The following is a 13,605-nucleotide window of genomic DNA, read 5'->3' on the forward strand; positions in this document are numbered from 1 at the left end:
GATCACCCGCGCATCGTCGCGGAGGCACGCGAAGCGGGATTGGCGCTGCAAGCCAAGGCGAAGTAGCGGGGGCGGATCGACCTGATCGGGCCATGCACCGATCATGGTGATGATCGCCGCCATCGCTGGCGACCATGCGCGCGAGTTGCACGTCCTGCGGAAGCTCCGGCAATTCGTCCCATGCGTGCTGGTCACGGAATGCTGTGGATATTAACTTTTGGGCGATGCCGATCCGAATCGTGAACCCGCGGAATCACTGTAAGATGTGATTCGATTCGTGCTTGGGAATGCCAACGCCGAGGCAACGCCTCGGCGTTGGTCCGGTGAAGTGCCTGTCAAGGGACTTACCGGGATGTCAGAAAGCGTGGTCGCTTTCCTCAGTGGCATGAGACGATAGGCGATTCCGACTTCTGCCGTCCAGCGGCACCTTGACGTTTTCCATAGCTGCGAGGCAGCGGGAGGCGGACATGGCGAAGTACAATCGCAACAGCGGTAAAGACTGGTCGTCAAACGAAATCAAACAGTTGCGGCGCGAAGCTCGGGAGAATACGCCCACTCGCGTAATTGGGCTTCATCTCGGCCGGACCGAGAACGCGGTTCGAAACAAGGCTTCGGAAGAAGGCGTTTCGCTGAAACCTACAAACCAGTCGCCGTACAGTCGGAAAACGTAAAGCAGCAAATAGCCACCCATTTCGAGCGACCCGCTTGGATCAGAGGAGGTTATTTAATGGCTTACGCAAAGCGATACCGTTGCAGAAACTGTGGTGAGCGCTTCGAAACAAAGGTTCTAACTGCCGAAGAAGTCCGTGAGATGCGCCGTCGAGGAGAACCGACATCAAATGTCCACTGCCCCGCATGCCACCGCACAGACCTAGCAGACGGCTGGTAACAGATTGGCCTCGCTGGAAGGCGAGGCCTTTTTGATTTGGGGAATATCATGTCGGTCCTCTTCTTTTCATATTCGCACAAGGACGAACAACTTCGCGACCGCCTCGAAGTCCATTTAGCCATGCTGATGCGCCAGGGCCTTATCGATGCATGGCATGATCGCAGGATCATGGCGGGAGATGAGTTCGAAGGTCGGATCGGCAACGAAATAGACCGAGCCGACATTGTATTATTGCTAGTTTCTCCGGACTTTCTTGCGTCCGACTATTGCTATGATGTCGAAGTAAGAAGAGCGATGGATCGACACCTCGCGGGCGAAACTAGGGTAATTCCCGTCATATTACGCCCATGTGATTGGCACCCAGCTCCGTTCGGAAAGCTATTAGCTGCACCAAAAGACGGCAAGCCAATCATGTCATGGCCTGATCTTGACGAAGCATTCCTTGACGTTGTTCGGATGATCCGAGCCGCACTACCGGCTTCCCCGCGACACGAGCTGTCAATCGGTAAGAAGCCAAATTCGGTTGAGAGTGGTCCTCGTTCCAGCAACTTGCGGCTACGGAAAGACTTTACTGAGGCTGACCGCGACAAGTTCCTTGAAGATGCCTTTGCCTTCATGACCAAGTTTTTTGAAAATTCCTTGGCGGAACTTAAACAGCGCAATCAGGGAATCGAATTTAGGTTCAAAAGGATCGATGCCGATCACTTCACAGCCGTTGTCTATCGCAATGGTAGCGCAGTCTCGCGGTGCAAAATTGCGCTCGGCGGGACGTTGGGACGAGGCATCACCTTTTCGTATAACGACCAAGCCGCTGATGGCAGCATAAACGAGAGCCTTGCGGTTCAAGCAGACAGTCAAGGTTTATTCTTGAAGGCCCTCGGAATGGCTCACTTTGAAGACGACAAAGACAAGCACCTCACCTTTGAAGGCGCGGCGGAGTACTATTGGGCCATGTTCATAAGCAGATTGCAGTAGTTGCGGCCCGCAGCCCTAAGGATAACGAAATGAACACTGTGTTTCCTCGCGTCCAAACGGGGCCAATCTCAGAAGTTGTACCGGGATCTTTGATTAAGATTCAGCGGTCTGAAGGACTTTTAACCTCCTTGGTTACATCGCACGTTGGCAAGACAGGAAACAGGTCGTTTGTTACTTTGAACGCGAAGATAGTAGGCCGCCCCCGCATCTTCTTTGCTGAGGATTGGAGCACTCCAAACTGCCTGTCTTTCGCCAACAAATTGCACTTCGAACTGAACGTCTTTGACGGCATTTCCGTTGATGGCAGAGGGTACAAATGGGAAGACGAACCAGGTGTCATCCTAGCTTCGAAAAGCAAACTATTTTTGCGCGCTGCGCCCGAAAATGCTTTCTATGGTACGTTCCGTTATTTGGATGTTGAAACCGGAGATGTTCTTGCTGATGTGCCACCTCCCTACTGGAGCTGCGGAGCTTGGAAGATATCAATCCGCGACGAACTAACCTGCAAAAGCGTCTGCCTCTTTGAGTTTGATATCACGACCGCAAACGCGAACTGATTAATGTTTAAGGCGTTTCATCAGCATCACGAGACGCTGGGCGGGATGCGGTAGCGTTGCGCGCGCCAGACGACCCGAAGGGTGCGCGGAGACCCTCCGAGGTTTTCTCGTATAGGATCAAATTCCTCAATTCCGCCATCTTCCCCTGCTCTATTCCTCGCCATCCCGTCCCGTCCAAGGGGCGTTTCATGAGCGTCGCGAGACGCGGGGCGGGATGCGGTGGCCGTTGTTTGTGCTGAGACGCAGCACGGCAGCGGAGGCCCAAGCTGCGATGATCCGGGTCCAGTGCCTGGGCTCACCAGCGGAGGATAAAAAGTTGGCCGCCCGTGCCAGGGCGTCGCTCCTCCGGGGTTGTCGCAGAGCAAGCCTCAAACACCGCGCGCGGAACGCCGACGCAATCGGCGGTCCGTGGTGACTGCAATCTCGTGTGGTCAAACTCATCCACCACACGAGGCCATGGGCTTGGCTGAAAGCCCGGCGTTCCGCGCGCCCTTGGATTTCCAGGGGCATGGAATGCGAGCTGGAATACGGGCGCGCCCGCGCCGTCACAAGAATAGGGCAGCGCCCGCGCGTCTGTGCTGTGCCGGCCTCTGCTCCAGCCGTTGCGCCGCATGCGGATGAACCCCTCTTGGCCCGGCGCCCGGCCAAGCAAACCGTGACACGGCCGCAATCCCGCGCCTCGCGCCATCACAATCACGCAACGATTGTTACAGCGCCGCCCGGCGACCGCCGGTGCACCGTGCGGTGCGGTGCCCCGCAGCTGTAACAAAATGGGCGGCAACGTGGCGATCGCGCGGCGCAACTGCCCTATCTGCCCCGATCTACGACAGCTTTGGGGCGCGCTCGTCCAATGATGCGACAGGAGAGTCCGGAATGCGCCCGCAATGTGAGCTATGCCCTTGATGCACAAGGGGTATCCGCTCCGCGTCTGACACGAAATTGCCCCATCCCGCCCGTGTAACCCCACCGCGCAGTTGACCTGCGCTCTGTCGTGCAGCGCACGACATTCGCTGCGGTGTCCGGGACGCCCATCGTCCATCAGCGGCATGGCAGTGCAATCGCCAATCCCTCAACAACGAGTACGAGGTTCAATGCGTATCGCCACGTCACTTGCCATTCTGCTGGCTGCAATCGTGCTTTTCGCCCTTCCCGCGCAAGCGCAATATTCCGGCGACCCGGCTTCGGGGATCAGCACATCGCATCTCGGTTACGCCACACCGTATGCCGGCTATCGCGCCCGCGGCTATCGCGGTCGCTATGCATCGCGAGGCCATCGGCGCGCCTACACGCGTGCCTATTCGCATCGGCATGCCTATCGCCATGCGCACCGGCATGCACATCGCCATTCGCACGGCGGCGCCAGCGCATCGCGCGGCTGTCTCACCGGCGAGACCCGGGCTTTGCTGTCGCGGATGGAGGCGCGCTTCGGTTCGGTGAAGGTGATCTCCACCTGCCGTCCGGGTGCAGTGATTGCTGGCTCGGGACGTCCGTCGCAGCACCGTTACGGCAAGGCGGTCGACTTCATGCCGAACCCCGGACAGCGCGCCGCGATGATGGCGTGGCTGCGGTCGAACGCCAATGGCGCGGTGATCACCTACGCCACGGGTCACATCCATTTCGACACCGGTGGCTATCGCAACTTCGCGGTCAGCGCGAAGGCGCGTCGCGCCTACGCTCGCTCGCGTTAATCGCTCCGCCGTCACCCGGCAAACAACGCCGGGTGGCGGCGCAATCGCCTTTTGAGTTCGCTGCGGCTTACGTCTCGGGCTCCGTCGTAAAGAACAGCGGATAGCCGTTCTGTTTGCCGAGGTCGGTTGCCTCCTTGGCCTTGGTCTCCGCAACATCGCGCGTGTAAACCGCGATCACGCAGGCGCCGCGCCGATGCGCGGTCATCATCACGGCATAGGCGCGATCCGCACTCATGCGGAATACCGCTTTGAGCACCTGCACGACGAATTCACGCGGCGTGTAATCGTCGTTGAGCAGGATCACCTTGTAGAGCGGCGGCCGCGCCGTCTTGGTCTTGGTCGCTGTTTTCGACCTGGTCTTGACATTGGGATCTGGCATTGCGCTGACCGGTTGAGCACGCCTGCCGAAGATAGGCCGTTACGGCCTCCCCGCGCCATCACGGTTTCGCGCCAAGGAGCGCGAGCAGCCGGTTGAGAAACGGAACCTGCGCCGGCAAGATTCTCTCACGCGCCTCATCGAGGTCGAACCATTGCGCCCGGTCCACTTCGGGAAAGCTTTTCCGCTGCCCGCTATCGGGCGGCCATTCGATCTCAAAATGGCTCGAGGTGATCGTGTCGACGTCGAGATCGCCCTCGAGAGCAAAGGCGGTCACGATCTTTCCGCCCTTCTGCCTGATCTCGCCGAGCGGCTGGCACGCACCCTGCGCCGCCATGCCAAGCTCTTCCGAAAACTCGCGGCGCGCCGCATCCTCCGGGTCCTCATCCGGACCGTATTCGCCTTTGGGTATCGACCACGCCCCGGCATCGCGTCGGACCCAGAAGGGTCCGCCGGGATGGACAAGCAGCACCTGCAGGACACCAGCGGCCCGCCGGTACATCACGATGCCGGCGCTGCGCCTGGTCAGGATCTCACCCGCTGACGATGAACGTAACTCCGACCCCCCGCTCCTGCGCGCGTCGCAGAAAGCGGACCATGTCGGCCAGCCAGATCCGCGTCACCGCCGGTGCGCGGGGTGCCTCGGTTTCGATGAGCGCAACCACGGCTGCGAGATGCTCCGGCTGGAAGGAAAATTCTTCGTATGAACCGATGATCCCCTCATGCGGCAAGCCGTGCATATGCTCGCACAGAGCCGAATCCTCGAAGGCGCGCCACGCATCCTCGGGGATCGGACGGCTTTCGAAATGCACGTCGTCCGCGGGATCGCCGGGAACGACATCGTCGATCCAGGGACCGCGCGCCGCATAGACGCGGCCAATCTCGCGCGCGCCGAGGTCCGGCATTCTGTGCCTCCGCGAAGCCAGCGCGAACCATAGCGTCCGGCACGCGAACTGAAAATGGCCGTCAGGCCGAGGGTTTGAAATTCATCGCCACGCCGTTGATGCAGTAGCGAAGCCCGGTCGGTGGCGGACCATCCGGGAAGACATGGCCGAGATGGCTGCCGCAGCGGCTGCAATGAACCTCGGTCCGGACCATGCCAAACGAACGGTCCTCGGTGGTTTCGACTGCTCCGGGTTCCGGATCGTTGAAGCTTGGCCAGCCGGTCCCGCTTTCGAACTTGCGGCCCGACTTGAACAAGGGCTGTCCGCATCCGGCACACTCGAACGTGCCGGCGCGCTTTTCGTAATTCAATGCGCAGCTGCCCGGCCGCTCGGTGCCGTGCTGACGCATGATGTAATATTGTTCGGGGGACAGGAGCGCGCGCCATTCGGCGTCGCTGCGGGTCACGGGATACGTCTTGGTGTCGGTCATGGCGCAAATATGGGGCGAACCGCGACGTCTGCCAAGTCGGGCGGCGTCTGGACTTAGGTGCTGCCGAGACCTTTCATTCTACTGACATCCTACTGACATCGACCCTGCTCGCTCGGGAGGACTGATGATCGAATCGACTATCCGCTTTGTGCTGTCGAACTTCACGCTCAGCCTTCTGGTGATCGGACTGATCGCATCGCTCATCGCCTATGCTGCCAAACCGCGCCCGCGCGACCGGCGCGATCTGATCGAAGCCTTGTTCTCCTACTTCTTGTTGTTCTCCGTCGGGTTCAGCTTTCTCTACAATTTCGTGATGCATGTTTTCTTCGGGGAGATGGCGGCGCGGTTCATCGGGTGGGCCGACAGTCCTTTTCAGGCCGAAGTCGGGTTCGCCAGTCTCGGTTTCGCAATCATTGGTTTCCTTGCCTTTCGGGGCGACAGTGGAGTGCGTGTCGCAGCGGTCGCAGGTCCGGCTGCGTTTCAGTTGGGCGCTGCGGGCGGCCACATCTACCAGATGATCACCGCACACAATTTCTCGCCTGGAAATGCAGGCATCATCTTCTGGACAGACATACTTCTTCCGGTGATCGGTTTCACGCTGCTTTATCTGCAACGACGTTATGGAACCGGCGAAGAAATCACGCGCCCTTGAACAAGATTTGCGTTGCTATTCAAGGAAGCGGGATCGACACTTGCGCCCGGTTTTCGGTTGGTAACGGCATTGCGTTCACCGGAATCGAACGGGCGCCGCACATATCGCGACTGAGAAGAACCATCTTTCCGTCCACGTGAAGGAGAAGGTTATGTCGAGATCGATATCATGGGCGCTTGCCGTCGCATTAGTAGCGGCGGGCGTTGGCGTCGCGTCCGCGCAACAAGGTCAAACCCGGCAGATCAAAGTGCTTCCTGCGCCGGGTGGCGAAGGTGCGCCGGCTGCTGCGGCTCCCTCCGATGCGCCACCGCCCGCAGATGCGGCAGCGGCCCCGGCGGATAATGCGGCTGCCCCGCCGCCTCCTGCCGCCGTCCGCAAGCGTCCGGGGCGTCCAATCAAGCAGGCCGCTCCCGCGCCGGAAGCGGCGCCGGGCCAGGACGATAGCGCGGGCGCACCGCCCCCGCCCGATGGGGCCGCACCGCCGCCACCGGCGGGTGCCGCTCCCCCGAAGGGCGCTCCGCAAAAGATCGTCAAGGAAGGCCCGCCGCCTCCGGTGAAGCCTTTCGTTAAGCCCAAGCCGAAGCCGCGTTACTACGGCGAATACGGCTACCGGCCGCGCTATGACGGCTATTACGGTGGCGGCTACGGCGGTGGTTATGGCGGTGGCTACGGTGGCGGTTATGGCGGCGGCGGTTACGGTCGCTACTGACGTCTGCCGGACCTAAAAATGAGACCGGCCTGCATGTCTGCGGCCGGTCTCGCACCGTTCAGATCACCCTCGCTATTACGCGTTACTCGGCATTACGCGTTACTCAGCGCGTCATTGCGCATCACTCAATGTAATCGGCGCATTTGGGCACTTCGCCCTGATTACCCCACGGCATGATCGGCACGCTGGAGGTCGAATTTTTCGGCGAGCCTTCGATGATGCGATCCGAAAAGACCATGTAGACGAGCACGTTGCGCTTCACGTCGCAGCCGCGCACGATTTGCATCTTCTTGAAGAACAGTGAGCGCCGCGTGCGGAACACGTCCTCTCCCTGCGCGAACTTGGCCTTGAAGCGAATAGGCCCGATCTGACGACAGGACAGCGAGATGTCCGACACTTCCTCGGCGAGGCCGAGCCAGCCCTTGAAGCCACCCTTCTCCGGTATGGTGAAGTGACAGGCAACGCCCTCGACCTCAGGGTCATCGAGTCCGTAGGTCGCAAGCTTGTCGTTCGGCGACATCCATTTGAATACCGTCGACCGTTTAAAGATCAGGTCGGGCTCCTCCGCCGCATGCGCAGGCGTGCCGACGAGTACGCCGAGAATGGCGAGCGAAATCAGACCGAGCCGCATCATCTCGCCACCCAACACGAAAAGAACCCGGACACGCCGGGGCGCACCTTCAGCATCAACGCTGCGGCCCGCGATAGCGGGGGTTCTGCACGCACATATCGGTGCCGACGCGTGTCTGCATGCATTGCTGGAAGCTGACGAAGCCGCAGTTCATCACACCGCCGTCACGGCCGCCGGTAATGACACACCACGGATATTCCGGGGCAGCCGACGAAGGCGTGACACCAGAGACGAGGGTCGCCGCCGTTACCGCAGCCAAAGCCAGGAATTTCATGGTCGTTCTCCGCATTGTTCTTGTGGTTCGGGACGGCCGGCAATGGTCTTTCGCTGCACTACCGGCCCAAGTTCGATCTTATCATCTGCCCCCTCCGCAGGCTCGCCGCTCGCCTCCCATCGGTCACAAGCCTGTCATCGCTCATCTTGCGCCGCGGGTCGGCCTTGGACCACCCCACAACGCACGGATTTCGCAGCGGTTTCGTGCCTCGTTACTGCAAGCCGTCCGCCAAACCGTCTCCGGCTGAATGAACCTGCTGTAAAGCAGCCGCGACGAATGGGCATCAACAGTTCACCTCAGGGAAACAAGGCCATGACCATCACGAAAACCGCCCTCGCCGCCGCGATCCTGGCCGTTATGGCCGTGTCCGCCCAGGCGCAACAGGGCCCCACCCGTCAGATCCAGGTTCTGCCGGCCCCGGTAAAGGTTGCCAAGGCACCGGCGATCGTCGACCAAGGTCCGGCCAAGGTCGAAGGCGAGGCTCCGCAGATCGAAGCTCCGGCTGCCGACAATGCTCCGGCCGCTGACGAAGCGCCTCAAGACGCTCCGCAGGTCGTCGCGCCAAAAATCGCGCCGAAGGTCATCGTAGCAGCGCCGGTCATCGAAAAGCCCGCGCCGAGGTTTGTCGAGCCGAAATTCGCGCCTCCGGTTCATAAGGCCTATTACGGCGGTTACTACCGCAAGGGCCCGATCTGCCACTGATCGCAAAATGAAATCTGGAAACGCCGGTCGCGACAGCGGCCGGCGTTTTCCTTTGCCCGAAGCTTGTGTTTCTAACTCGCCGGTTGCGAGCGATGACACCCGATGGGGTGCTTCCCGGAAATCCGAAGGCGCCCTAGCGGAACGGGAAGAAGCCGTCGTTGAGTGAACCGCGCCGGACCAGGCGCCCTTCGGAAGCGTAGCCGTAATCGGACCAATTGCGCGCGGCTCTTTCCTCAGCTCGCGCCCGCCGGGCATCACGTGCTTCGGCACGGGCGCGCCTCGCCTCAGCGCTCAGCTTGCGCGCTTCGCGCTGCCGGTCTCGCTTGACGCGCGCCCGCTCCCTGGTCACCCGGTCCAGTTCGCTTTGCGTGAGCCGTCGCGGAGCGGTCTCGGCGGCAGGGTCAGCTTTCCGTACCGGTTCCTTTGCGGCCGGCGCCGCCTGGTTCGGTGACACCTCAGCCGTGCGATCCTCCTGATCGGCAGATGGAGCGGCGCCCGTCGTGCTCCGTTCCGGCGCGGTAATGGACACTGGCGCAGTCTCTGCGCTCTTGGCGCCCTGCAACTGAATCTGGTTCGCGCTGAGTCCGTGGCGCGGAACGCTGCGATCGGTGCTGTCGACGCGCTTCAGGCATCGCGCCTCGAGATAAGGCCAGGTCTGCTCCTCGCACGGCTTGCCGGACGAAACGTCGGCCTCAGCATCCACGACCCGAACCTTGGCATCCGGCTGCCCATTGGCCCAGGAGCCGATTGTCGCCGAGCTGGCATTGAGCAATGCAAGTCCTGCGCTCACACCAAGGAAAAGCGCCGCCCCGCCGACCAGTGTTGCCGAGACGCGCGCCCTTGCCCGCTCACCAGAAGCGAGCGGCTTGTCGAACGAAAGGCGGAAGGGATTGAGCTTTGTCATGCCACACTGCCATTGAGGTGACATGGAAACCGGCCCATCACGTTGTAGTTCCGTGATCGCGTCTGAACGCGCGTTCACAACCATGTGGGTTCAAGTGCGCGGCCGCCGCTGATAGGAATTCGCAGGAACCGCCACCATGATCGACAGAAGACAAGTCCTCGCCGGCCTCGGCGCGTGCTCCTTATGGCCGGCGCGCGCGATCCACGCGGAGGCTCAGACCTCCATGAGCCGCGCCACCGCTTATGCGTTTTCGTTCAAGACACTCGACGGGGCGGAACTCTCCCTCGCCGCACAAACGGGTAGGCCTGTTCTGGTTGTGAATACAGCGTCCCTGTGCGGTTACACGCCGCAATATTCCGGGCTCGAGGCGCTGTGGCAGCGATATCGCGCCCGCGGCCTCCTGGTCATCGGCGTGCCATCGAACGATTTCGGCGGTCAGGAACCCGGTGGCGCTTCGGAAATTCACGACACCGCGCATCGGCATGGCGTGACGTTTCCGCTCACCGAAAAGGTTTCAGTAAAGGGCGACACGGCTCACCCCTTCTATCGGTGGGCGGCTTTGCAGCGCCCCGGCGAGACGCCGCGCTGGAATTTCCACAAATATCTGGTCGGGCGGGACGGAGCCCTGTCGGCGTCCTTCGCCTCGGCAACCGAACCCACCGACCCTCGGATGATCGTTGCGATAGAACGCCAGTTGCCCGCCTGAAGGCGCCATAATTATGCCGGCCAGATTTCCGCCGGATGACCGGTTTCGACCAACTTTTCGGAAATCCGGCCGGTTCCGGCCCATCCCAGGCCACACAGCTAAGGTTAATCCCAGATCGTTACGCGTCGGGCGTTAGGATTCATTGACTCCTGTGGCAGAGCCGGTTTTCCATGCCACAAGATTGCCACGGGCCAGTCGGCCCGCGCTTATGGAGGGGGTCCACCATGCGTCGTACGATCGCATGCGCTATCCTGATTTCCGCGGTGGGATGCGGCGGGGCCTTGGCCCAGACGCCCGCCGCCAAATGCGAGAATCCGAACGCGCTGGGCGTGTCCCGGACCGTTGAGATCGATACCACCGGCGGCCCCGGTTTCGGCTTCGAACATTTCAAGCAACATGATTTCCTGCGCGACAAGGAGGTGCTGCTGACCTTCGACGACGGTCCGTGGCCGACAACCCCGAAGGTCCTGCAGGCGCTGGCGGACGAATGCGTGCGGGCGACCTTCTTCATCATCGGCAAGCACGCGACCTATTATCCGGATATCCTCAAGAAGGTCGCCCAGGGCGGTCACACTGTCGGAACGCACACCTGGAGCCATGCCGATCTCGGTCGCAAGAACATCACCGTGGAGCAGGCGAAGGACGAGATCGAAAAAGGCATCAGCGCCGTCAATGCGTCTCTCGGTGCCCCCGCTGCGCCGTTTTTCCGCTTCGTCGCGCTCCGGCATCCGCCGGAACTCGTGACCTATCTCGGCGAGCGCAACATCGCGATTTTCTCGACCGATATGGACTCGTTCGACTTCAAGGCGCGCCGGCCCGAACAGGTCGTCAATACGATCATGAACAAGCTCAAAAAGTTCGGCAAAGGCATCGTGCTGATGCACGATTTCCAGCATCACACCGCAGACGCTGTCCCTGAGCTGCTCAAGCAGCTCAAGGAAGGCGGCTACAAGATCGTGCACATGCGCGCGAAGGACACCGTGAAGTCGATCGCGAAATACGACGAGATGATCAAGAAGGAAGCCAAGCTCCCGACCGTCGATCAGCGTCCGACCGCGAGCGTCGTCCGCACCGTCGAGTAAGCGGCTGCTGCCCACCGATTTTTCCGATTGAAATCGCCGGGTTCGCCCGGCGATTTCTTTTTTTGCCATGAAACGCCAGAATGGGCGCCCCTGCCCCTTGGCAACACCACCACCGGCTGCCTGCGCATGTCCTATCGCTTCATCGGCTACGCGATCGTGTCGGAAGACGGCATGCTTGCCGATGCCAAAGGCACGATTCCGTCATCCATGATCGTGAAGGCCGACCAGGACTTCTTCATGCGCGGGCTGGATGCCGCGGCAGCCCTGATCCACGGCAGGAATTCCGCCGAACAGCCCACGGGCCCCCATCGCCGGCGACTGATCGCGACGCGCCACGTCGCCACCACGGCGTCGATCGAGGGGCAGCCGAACGCGCTTCACTGGAATCCGCAGGGCATCCCGGTCGAAGCGGCGCTCGCCGCGCTCGGCGTCACCGGCAGCGATGTGGCGATCATCGGGGGCACCGACATTTTCGGCTTGTTCCTGCCGCGCTATGCGGTGTTTCACCTGACGCGGGCAGCCAATGTCCGCTTGCCGGGCGGCCGTCCGGTTTTTCCGGGGGTCCCGGAGCAGACCCCCGAACAGCTCTTGGCCGAATCCGGTTTGGAGCCCGGCACACCCACCGTGCTTGATGCTGCACGCGGGGTCACGCTGGTAACCTGGTCAAGTGTGATGCACGCGCCACGCGATTAGGCAATCGTACGCGCGGTAGGACAATATGGGTGACGCCGCCCGCTTTTCAGGCAATCCTGAACTCGAATTTCGATTCGATTCTTAGGTCACGCAGGGACCGGCGGATAGAGGGGGCCGATCCCCGCAGAGGTTCCTCCCGCGTGGCGTATCAAACTTGGGGCGGCTCAATTGGCCGCCCCCTTTATTTCAAGTTTGATCAGAAACGACGCCGCGCCTTCCGATAAGGCGACCCGCGATCTCCGATGTAACGCGGATTGACCGCACAATCTCCGCCCGTCGCGGAGACCGCAGCAAGACACTGACGCAGCGTGAAATACGAGCAGTCCATCGCGCCATCAAACTCGCGCGCGCAATATTGCGTGTCGTAGATGATGTTCTGAGCAGATGCGCTCGTGATCGGAAGGGCGAGCACAGTCACCGCTCCCATTGCAAAAGCAAGCCTGACAATCACGCGACGCATCCCCTCTCCCATTCTTCAGATCCGCTCTGCCGCCGGATCAGGATAGCGCTCGTAGCTCGGGTGCCACGATCCGATCGCGAAAATCACCAGAAGCCCGCCGATCAAGGACAGGTTCTTCAGGGCCTGGATCATGTTGGCCTGACGATCGGCGCCTTCCATCGTCCAGAAGTTGTGGAAATACCAGGTCGCCGCAATCGTGAACAGGATCAGAATCACTGCGCCCGCGCGCGCTCCGATATTCGCGGCGATCATCAGCGCTGCGCCGATCTCGATCACGCCAGCCACAATCGCAAGCAATGTCGGCGTCGTCATGCCCGTCGCAGATTCAAGCTGGGGCGTATAGGCGGCGAGCGCTTCAGGTATTGCGACCTTCGCGCCGATCAAGGTCGCGGTGCCGGGAATATCCATCAGCTTCTGCGCACCGGACAGAATGAAGACCAGCACAAAAAGAATACGTCCGAGAACCAGGATGCCGTTCATGGCGATAGCTCCGCGAGGGTCTTTTCACATCTTCGACGTGAAAGCGACGATCCGCAATCATGCCGCGATTCGCTGTTCAGCTCTTGGACGATCCCTTTGCCTTCTTGCCTTTCGTCCCTTTCGTCGTGCGGCCCTTCTTGCCCGTGGCCGCGCGTCCCTTGATTTCGACCAGCAGGGCGCGGACTTCCTTGTCGCCCTCGTTGGCGGTCGCGGTTTCCTGCGACGGAAGCCACAGCGCTTCGCCGGCCTTGAACGTCAATTCGTAGCCTTTGCGCCCGGGCGGGGTGAAGACGATCGCGCCATCCGTCAGTGCATAAAGAAAGGTGTTCGGGCGCGGCGCGGCGGGCTGCTTGGAACCGGGCGCCATCCGGATCTCACGCACCCTGATCTGCTCGTTGTCGAGCAACGATTTCGGCGCGTCGGCGCTCTGGGCAAAACCGAGGGACGCCGGCA

20 protein-coding genes are annotated in these 13,605 nt (G+C 61.1%); 10 read left to right on the forward strand and 10 right to left on the reverse strand.

Annotation, left to right across the window (positions count from 1 at the left end):
• Window positions 1–467: 467 nt before the first annotated feature.
• The 4 genes from VN004_RS22020 to VN004_RS22035 all read left to right on the forward strand — a co-directional run bounded on the left by VN004_RS22020 (window position 468) and on the right by VN004_RS22035 (window position 4,109).
• A complete protein-coding gene (locus tag VN004_RS22020; RefSeq protein ID WP_325614352.1) occupies window positions 468–671 on the forward strand; it encodes a hypothetical protein in 204 nt (67 codons plus the stop codon).
• A gap of 266 nt (window positions 672–937) precedes the next feature.
• A complete protein-coding gene (locus VN004_RS22025) occupies window positions 938–1,864 on the forward strand; it encodes a toll/interleukin-1 receptor domain-containing protein (protein ID WP_325614354.1) in 927 nt (308 codons plus the stop codon).
• A gap of 29 nt (window positions 1,865–1,893) precedes the next feature.
• Window positions 1,894–2,421, forward strand: coding sequence for a hypothetical protein (locus VN004_RS22030; RefSeq protein WP_325614356.1), 528 nt, complete (start codon window positions 1,894–1,896; stop codon window positions 2,419–2,421).
• A 1,091-nt stretch (window positions 2,422–3,512) separates the two neighbouring features.
• On the forward strand, window positions 3,513–4,109 hold the full coding sequence (locus VN004_RS22035; RefSeq protein WP_325614359.1) for a hypothetical protein: 597 nt from the start codon (window positions 3,513–3,515) through the stop codon (window positions 4,107–4,109).
• Window positions 4,110–4,176: 67 nt separating this feature from the next.
• Here the strand turns inward: VN004_RS22035 and clpS are convergent, their stop codons facing one another.
• The 4 genes from clpS to msrB form a co-directional block, all read right to left on the reverse strand.
• Complete coding sequence (clpS, locus tag VN004_RS22040; protein WP_325614362.1) at window positions 4,177–4,488, reverse strand: ATP-dependent Clp protease adapter ClpS; 312 nt, start codon at window positions 4,486–4,488, stop codon at window positions 4,177–4,179.
• A 58-nt stretch (window positions 4,489–4,546) separates the two neighbouring features.
• Entirely contained in the window at window positions 4,547–5,014 is a 468-nt protein-coding gene (locus tag VN004_RS22045) for an NUDIX domain-containing protein (RefSeq protein WP_325614400.1), read from the reverse strand.
• A gap of 4 nt (window positions 5,015–5,018) precedes the next feature.
• Window positions 5,019–5,390 carry a hypothetical protein gene (locus VN004_RS22050; protein ID WP_325614365.1) on the reverse strand — a complete coding sequence of 124 codons (372 nt, stop codon included), beginning with the start codon at window positions 5,388–5,390 and terminating at the stop codon, window positions 5,019–5,021.
• A gap of 61 nt (window positions 5,391–5,451) precedes the next feature.
• The gene (msrB, locus tag VN004_RS22055; protein WP_325614367.1) at window positions 5,452–5,859 is read right to left on the reverse strand and encodes a peptide-methionine (R)-S-oxide reductase MsrB; all 408 of its coding nucleotides are present in this window, start codon (window positions 5,857–5,859) and stop codon (window positions 5,452–5,454) included.
• 124 nt (window positions 5,860–5,983) lie between these two features.
• On the opposite strand from msrB, the gene VN004_RS22060 reads away from it, so the two are divergent.
• On the forward strand, window positions 5,984–6,511 hold the full coding sequence (locus tag VN004_RS22060; protein ID WP_414710388.1) for a DUF6790 family protein: 528 nt from the start codon (window positions 5,984–5,986) through the stop codon (window positions 6,509–6,511).
• Between the two features lie 151 nt (window positions 6,512–6,662).
• A complete protein-coding gene (locus VN004_RS22065; protein ID WP_325614372.1) occupies window positions 6,663–7,220 on the forward strand; it encodes a hypothetical protein in 558 nt (185 codons plus the stop codon).
• 121 nt (window positions 7,221–7,341) lie between these two features.
• On the opposite strand, the gene VN004_RS22070 is transcribed toward VN004_RS22065, so the two are convergent.
• Together VN004_RS22070 and VN004_RS22075 are read right to left on the reverse strand one after the other, a co-directional pair.
• The gene (locus VN004_RS22070; protein ID WP_325614375.1) at window positions 7,342–7,851 is read right to left on the reverse strand and encodes a CreA family protein; all 510 of its coding nucleotides are present in this window, start codon (window positions 7,849–7,851) and stop codon (window positions 7,342–7,344) included.
• Between the two features lie 55 nt (window positions 7,852–7,906).
• Complete coding sequence (locus VN004_RS22075; protein WP_325614377.1) at window positions 7,907–8,140, reverse strand: DUF3551 domain-containing protein; 234 nt, start codon at window positions 8,138–8,140, stop codon at window positions 7,907–7,909.
• A 297-nt stretch (window positions 8,141–8,437) separates the two neighbouring features.
• Between VN004_RS22075 and VN004_RS22080 the strand changes: the two genes are divergently transcribed.
• Entirely contained in the window at window positions 8,438–8,827 is a 390-nt protein-coding gene (locus VN004_RS22080) for a hypothetical protein (protein WP_325614379.1), read from the forward strand.
• A gap of 133 nt (window positions 8,828–8,960) precedes the next feature.
• On the opposite strand, the gene VN004_RS22085 is transcribed toward VN004_RS22080, so the two are convergent.
• On the reverse strand, window positions 8,961–9,731 hold the full coding sequence (locus tag VN004_RS22085; protein WP_325614381.1) for a hypothetical protein: 771 nt from the start codon (window positions 9,729–9,731) through the stop codon (window positions 8,961–8,963).
• Between the two features lie 136 nt (window positions 9,732–9,867).
• Here VN004_RS22085 and VN004_RS22090 point away from each other — a divergent pair, with 136 nt between their 5' ends.
• From VN004_RS22090 to VN004_RS22100, 3 genes are all read left to right on the forward strand, one after another.
• Window positions 9,868–10,437 carry a glutathione peroxidase gene (locus VN004_RS22090; protein ID WP_325614383.1) on the forward strand — a complete coding sequence of 190 codons (570 nt, stop codon included), beginning with the start codon at window positions 9,868–9,870 and terminating at the stop codon, window positions 10,435–10,437.
• A 224-nt stretch (window positions 10,438–10,661) separates the two neighbouring features.
• Window positions 10,662–11,519, forward strand: a complete 858-nt coding sequence (locus VN004_RS22095) for a polysaccharide deacetylase family protein (RefSeq protein WP_325614385.1) — start codon at window positions 10,662–10,664, stop codon at window positions 11,517–11,519.
• A gap of 126 nt (window positions 11,520–11,645) precedes the next feature.
• Window positions 11,646–12,212, forward strand: coding sequence for a dihydrofolate reductase (locus VN004_RS22100; RefSeq protein WP_325614387.1), 567 nt, complete (start codon window positions 11,646–11,648; stop codon window positions 12,210–12,212).
• 196 nt (window positions 12,213–12,408) lie between these two features.
• Here VN004_RS22100 and VN004_RS22105 read toward each other — a convergent pair whose 3' ends face one another.
• From VN004_RS22105 to VN004_RS22115, 3 genes are all read right to left on the reverse strand, one after another.
• Complete coding sequence (locus VN004_RS22105; protein ID WP_325614389.1) at window positions 12,409–12,672, reverse strand: DUF3551 domain-containing protein; 264 nt, start codon at window positions 12,670–12,672, stop codon at window positions 12,409–12,411.
• A 15-nt stretch (window positions 12,673–12,687) separates the two neighbouring features.
• Entirely contained in the window at window positions 12,688–13,152 is a 465-nt protein-coding gene (locus VN004_RS22110) for a DoxX family protein (protein ID WP_325614393.1), read from the reverse strand.
• A gap of 76 nt (window positions 13,153–13,228) precedes the next feature.
• Window positions 13,229–13,605, reverse strand: a 377-nt coding sequence (locus VN004_RS22115) for a hypothetical protein (RefSeq protein WP_325614397.1), incomplete at its 5' end; no start/stop codon positions are given.

Source organism: Pseudorhodoplanes sp. (assembly GCF_035565855.1).
In the GTDB taxonomy this organism is placed as follows: Bacteria; Pseudomonadota; Alphaproteobacteria; order Rhizobiales; family Xanthobacteraceae; genus Pseudorhodoplanes.

Coding starts and splice junctions, on each gene's coding strand:
- VN004_RS22020 (WP_325614352.1), top strand. CDS start 468: ATGGCGAAGTACAATCGCAACAGCGGTAAAGACTGGTCGTCAAACGAA.
- VN004_RS22025 (WP_325614354.1), top strand. CDS start 938: ATGTCGGTCCTCTTCTTTTCATATTCGCACAAGGACGAACAACTTCGC.
- VN004_RS22030 (WP_325614356.1), top strand. CDS start 1,894: ATGAACACTGTGTTTCCTCGCGTCCAAACGGGGCCAATCTCAGAAGTT.
- VN004_RS22035 (WP_325614359.1), top strand. CDS start 3,513: ATGCGTATCGCCACGTCACTTGCCATTCTGCTGGCTGCAATCGTGCTT.
- clpS (WP_325614362.1), bottom strand. CDS start 4,488: ATGCCAGATCCCAATGTCAAGACCAGGTCGAAAACAGCGACCAAGACC.
- VN004_RS22050 (WP_325614365.1), bottom strand. CDS start 5,390: ATGCCGGACCTCGGCGCGCGCGAGATTGGCCGCGTCTATGCGGCGCGC.
- msrB (WP_325614367.1), bottom strand. CDS start 5,859: ATGACCGACACCAAGACGTATCCCGTGACCCGCAGCGACGCCGAATGG.
- VN004_RS22060 (WP_414710388.1), top strand. CDS start 5,984: ATGATCGAATCGACTATCCGCTTTGTGCTGTCGAACTTCACGCTCAGC.
- VN004_RS22065 (WP_325614372.1), top strand. CDS start 6,663: ATGTCGAGATCGATATCATGGGCGCTTGCCGTCGCATTAGTAGCGGCG.
- VN004_RS22070 (WP_325614375.1), bottom strand. CDS start 7,851: ATGCGGCTCGGTCTGATTTCGCTCGCCATTCTCGGCGTACTCGTCGGC.
- VN004_RS22075 (WP_325614377.1), bottom strand. CDS start 8,140: ATGCGGAGAACGACCATGAAATTCCTGGCTTTGGCTGCGGTAACGGCG.
- VN004_RS22080 (WP_325614379.1), top strand. CDS start 8,438: ATGACCATCACGAAAACCGCCCTCGCCGCCGCGATCCTGGCCGTTATG.
- VN004_RS22085 (WP_325614381.1), bottom strand. CDS start 9,731: ATGACAAAGCTCAATCCCTTCCGCCTTTCGTTCGACAAGCCGCTCGCT.
- VN004_RS22090 (WP_325614383.1), top strand. CDS start 9,868: ATGATCGACAGAAGACAAGTCCTCGCCGGCCTCGGCGCGTGCTCCTTA.
- VN004_RS22095 (WP_325614385.1), top strand. CDS start 10,662: ATGCGTCGTACGATCGCATGCGCTATCCTGATTTCCGCGGTGGGATGC.
- VN004_RS22100 (WP_325614387.1), top strand. CDS start 11,646: ATGTCCTATCGCTTCATCGGCTACGCGATCGTGTCGGAAGACGGCATG.
- VN004_RS22105 (WP_325614389.1), bottom strand. CDS start 12,672: ATGCGTCGCGTGATTGTCAGGCTTGCTTTTGCAATGGGAGCGGTGACT.
- VN004_RS22110 (WP_325614393.1), bottom strand. CDS start 13,152: ATGAACGGCATCCTGGTTCTCGGACGTATTCTTTTTGTGCTGGTCTTC.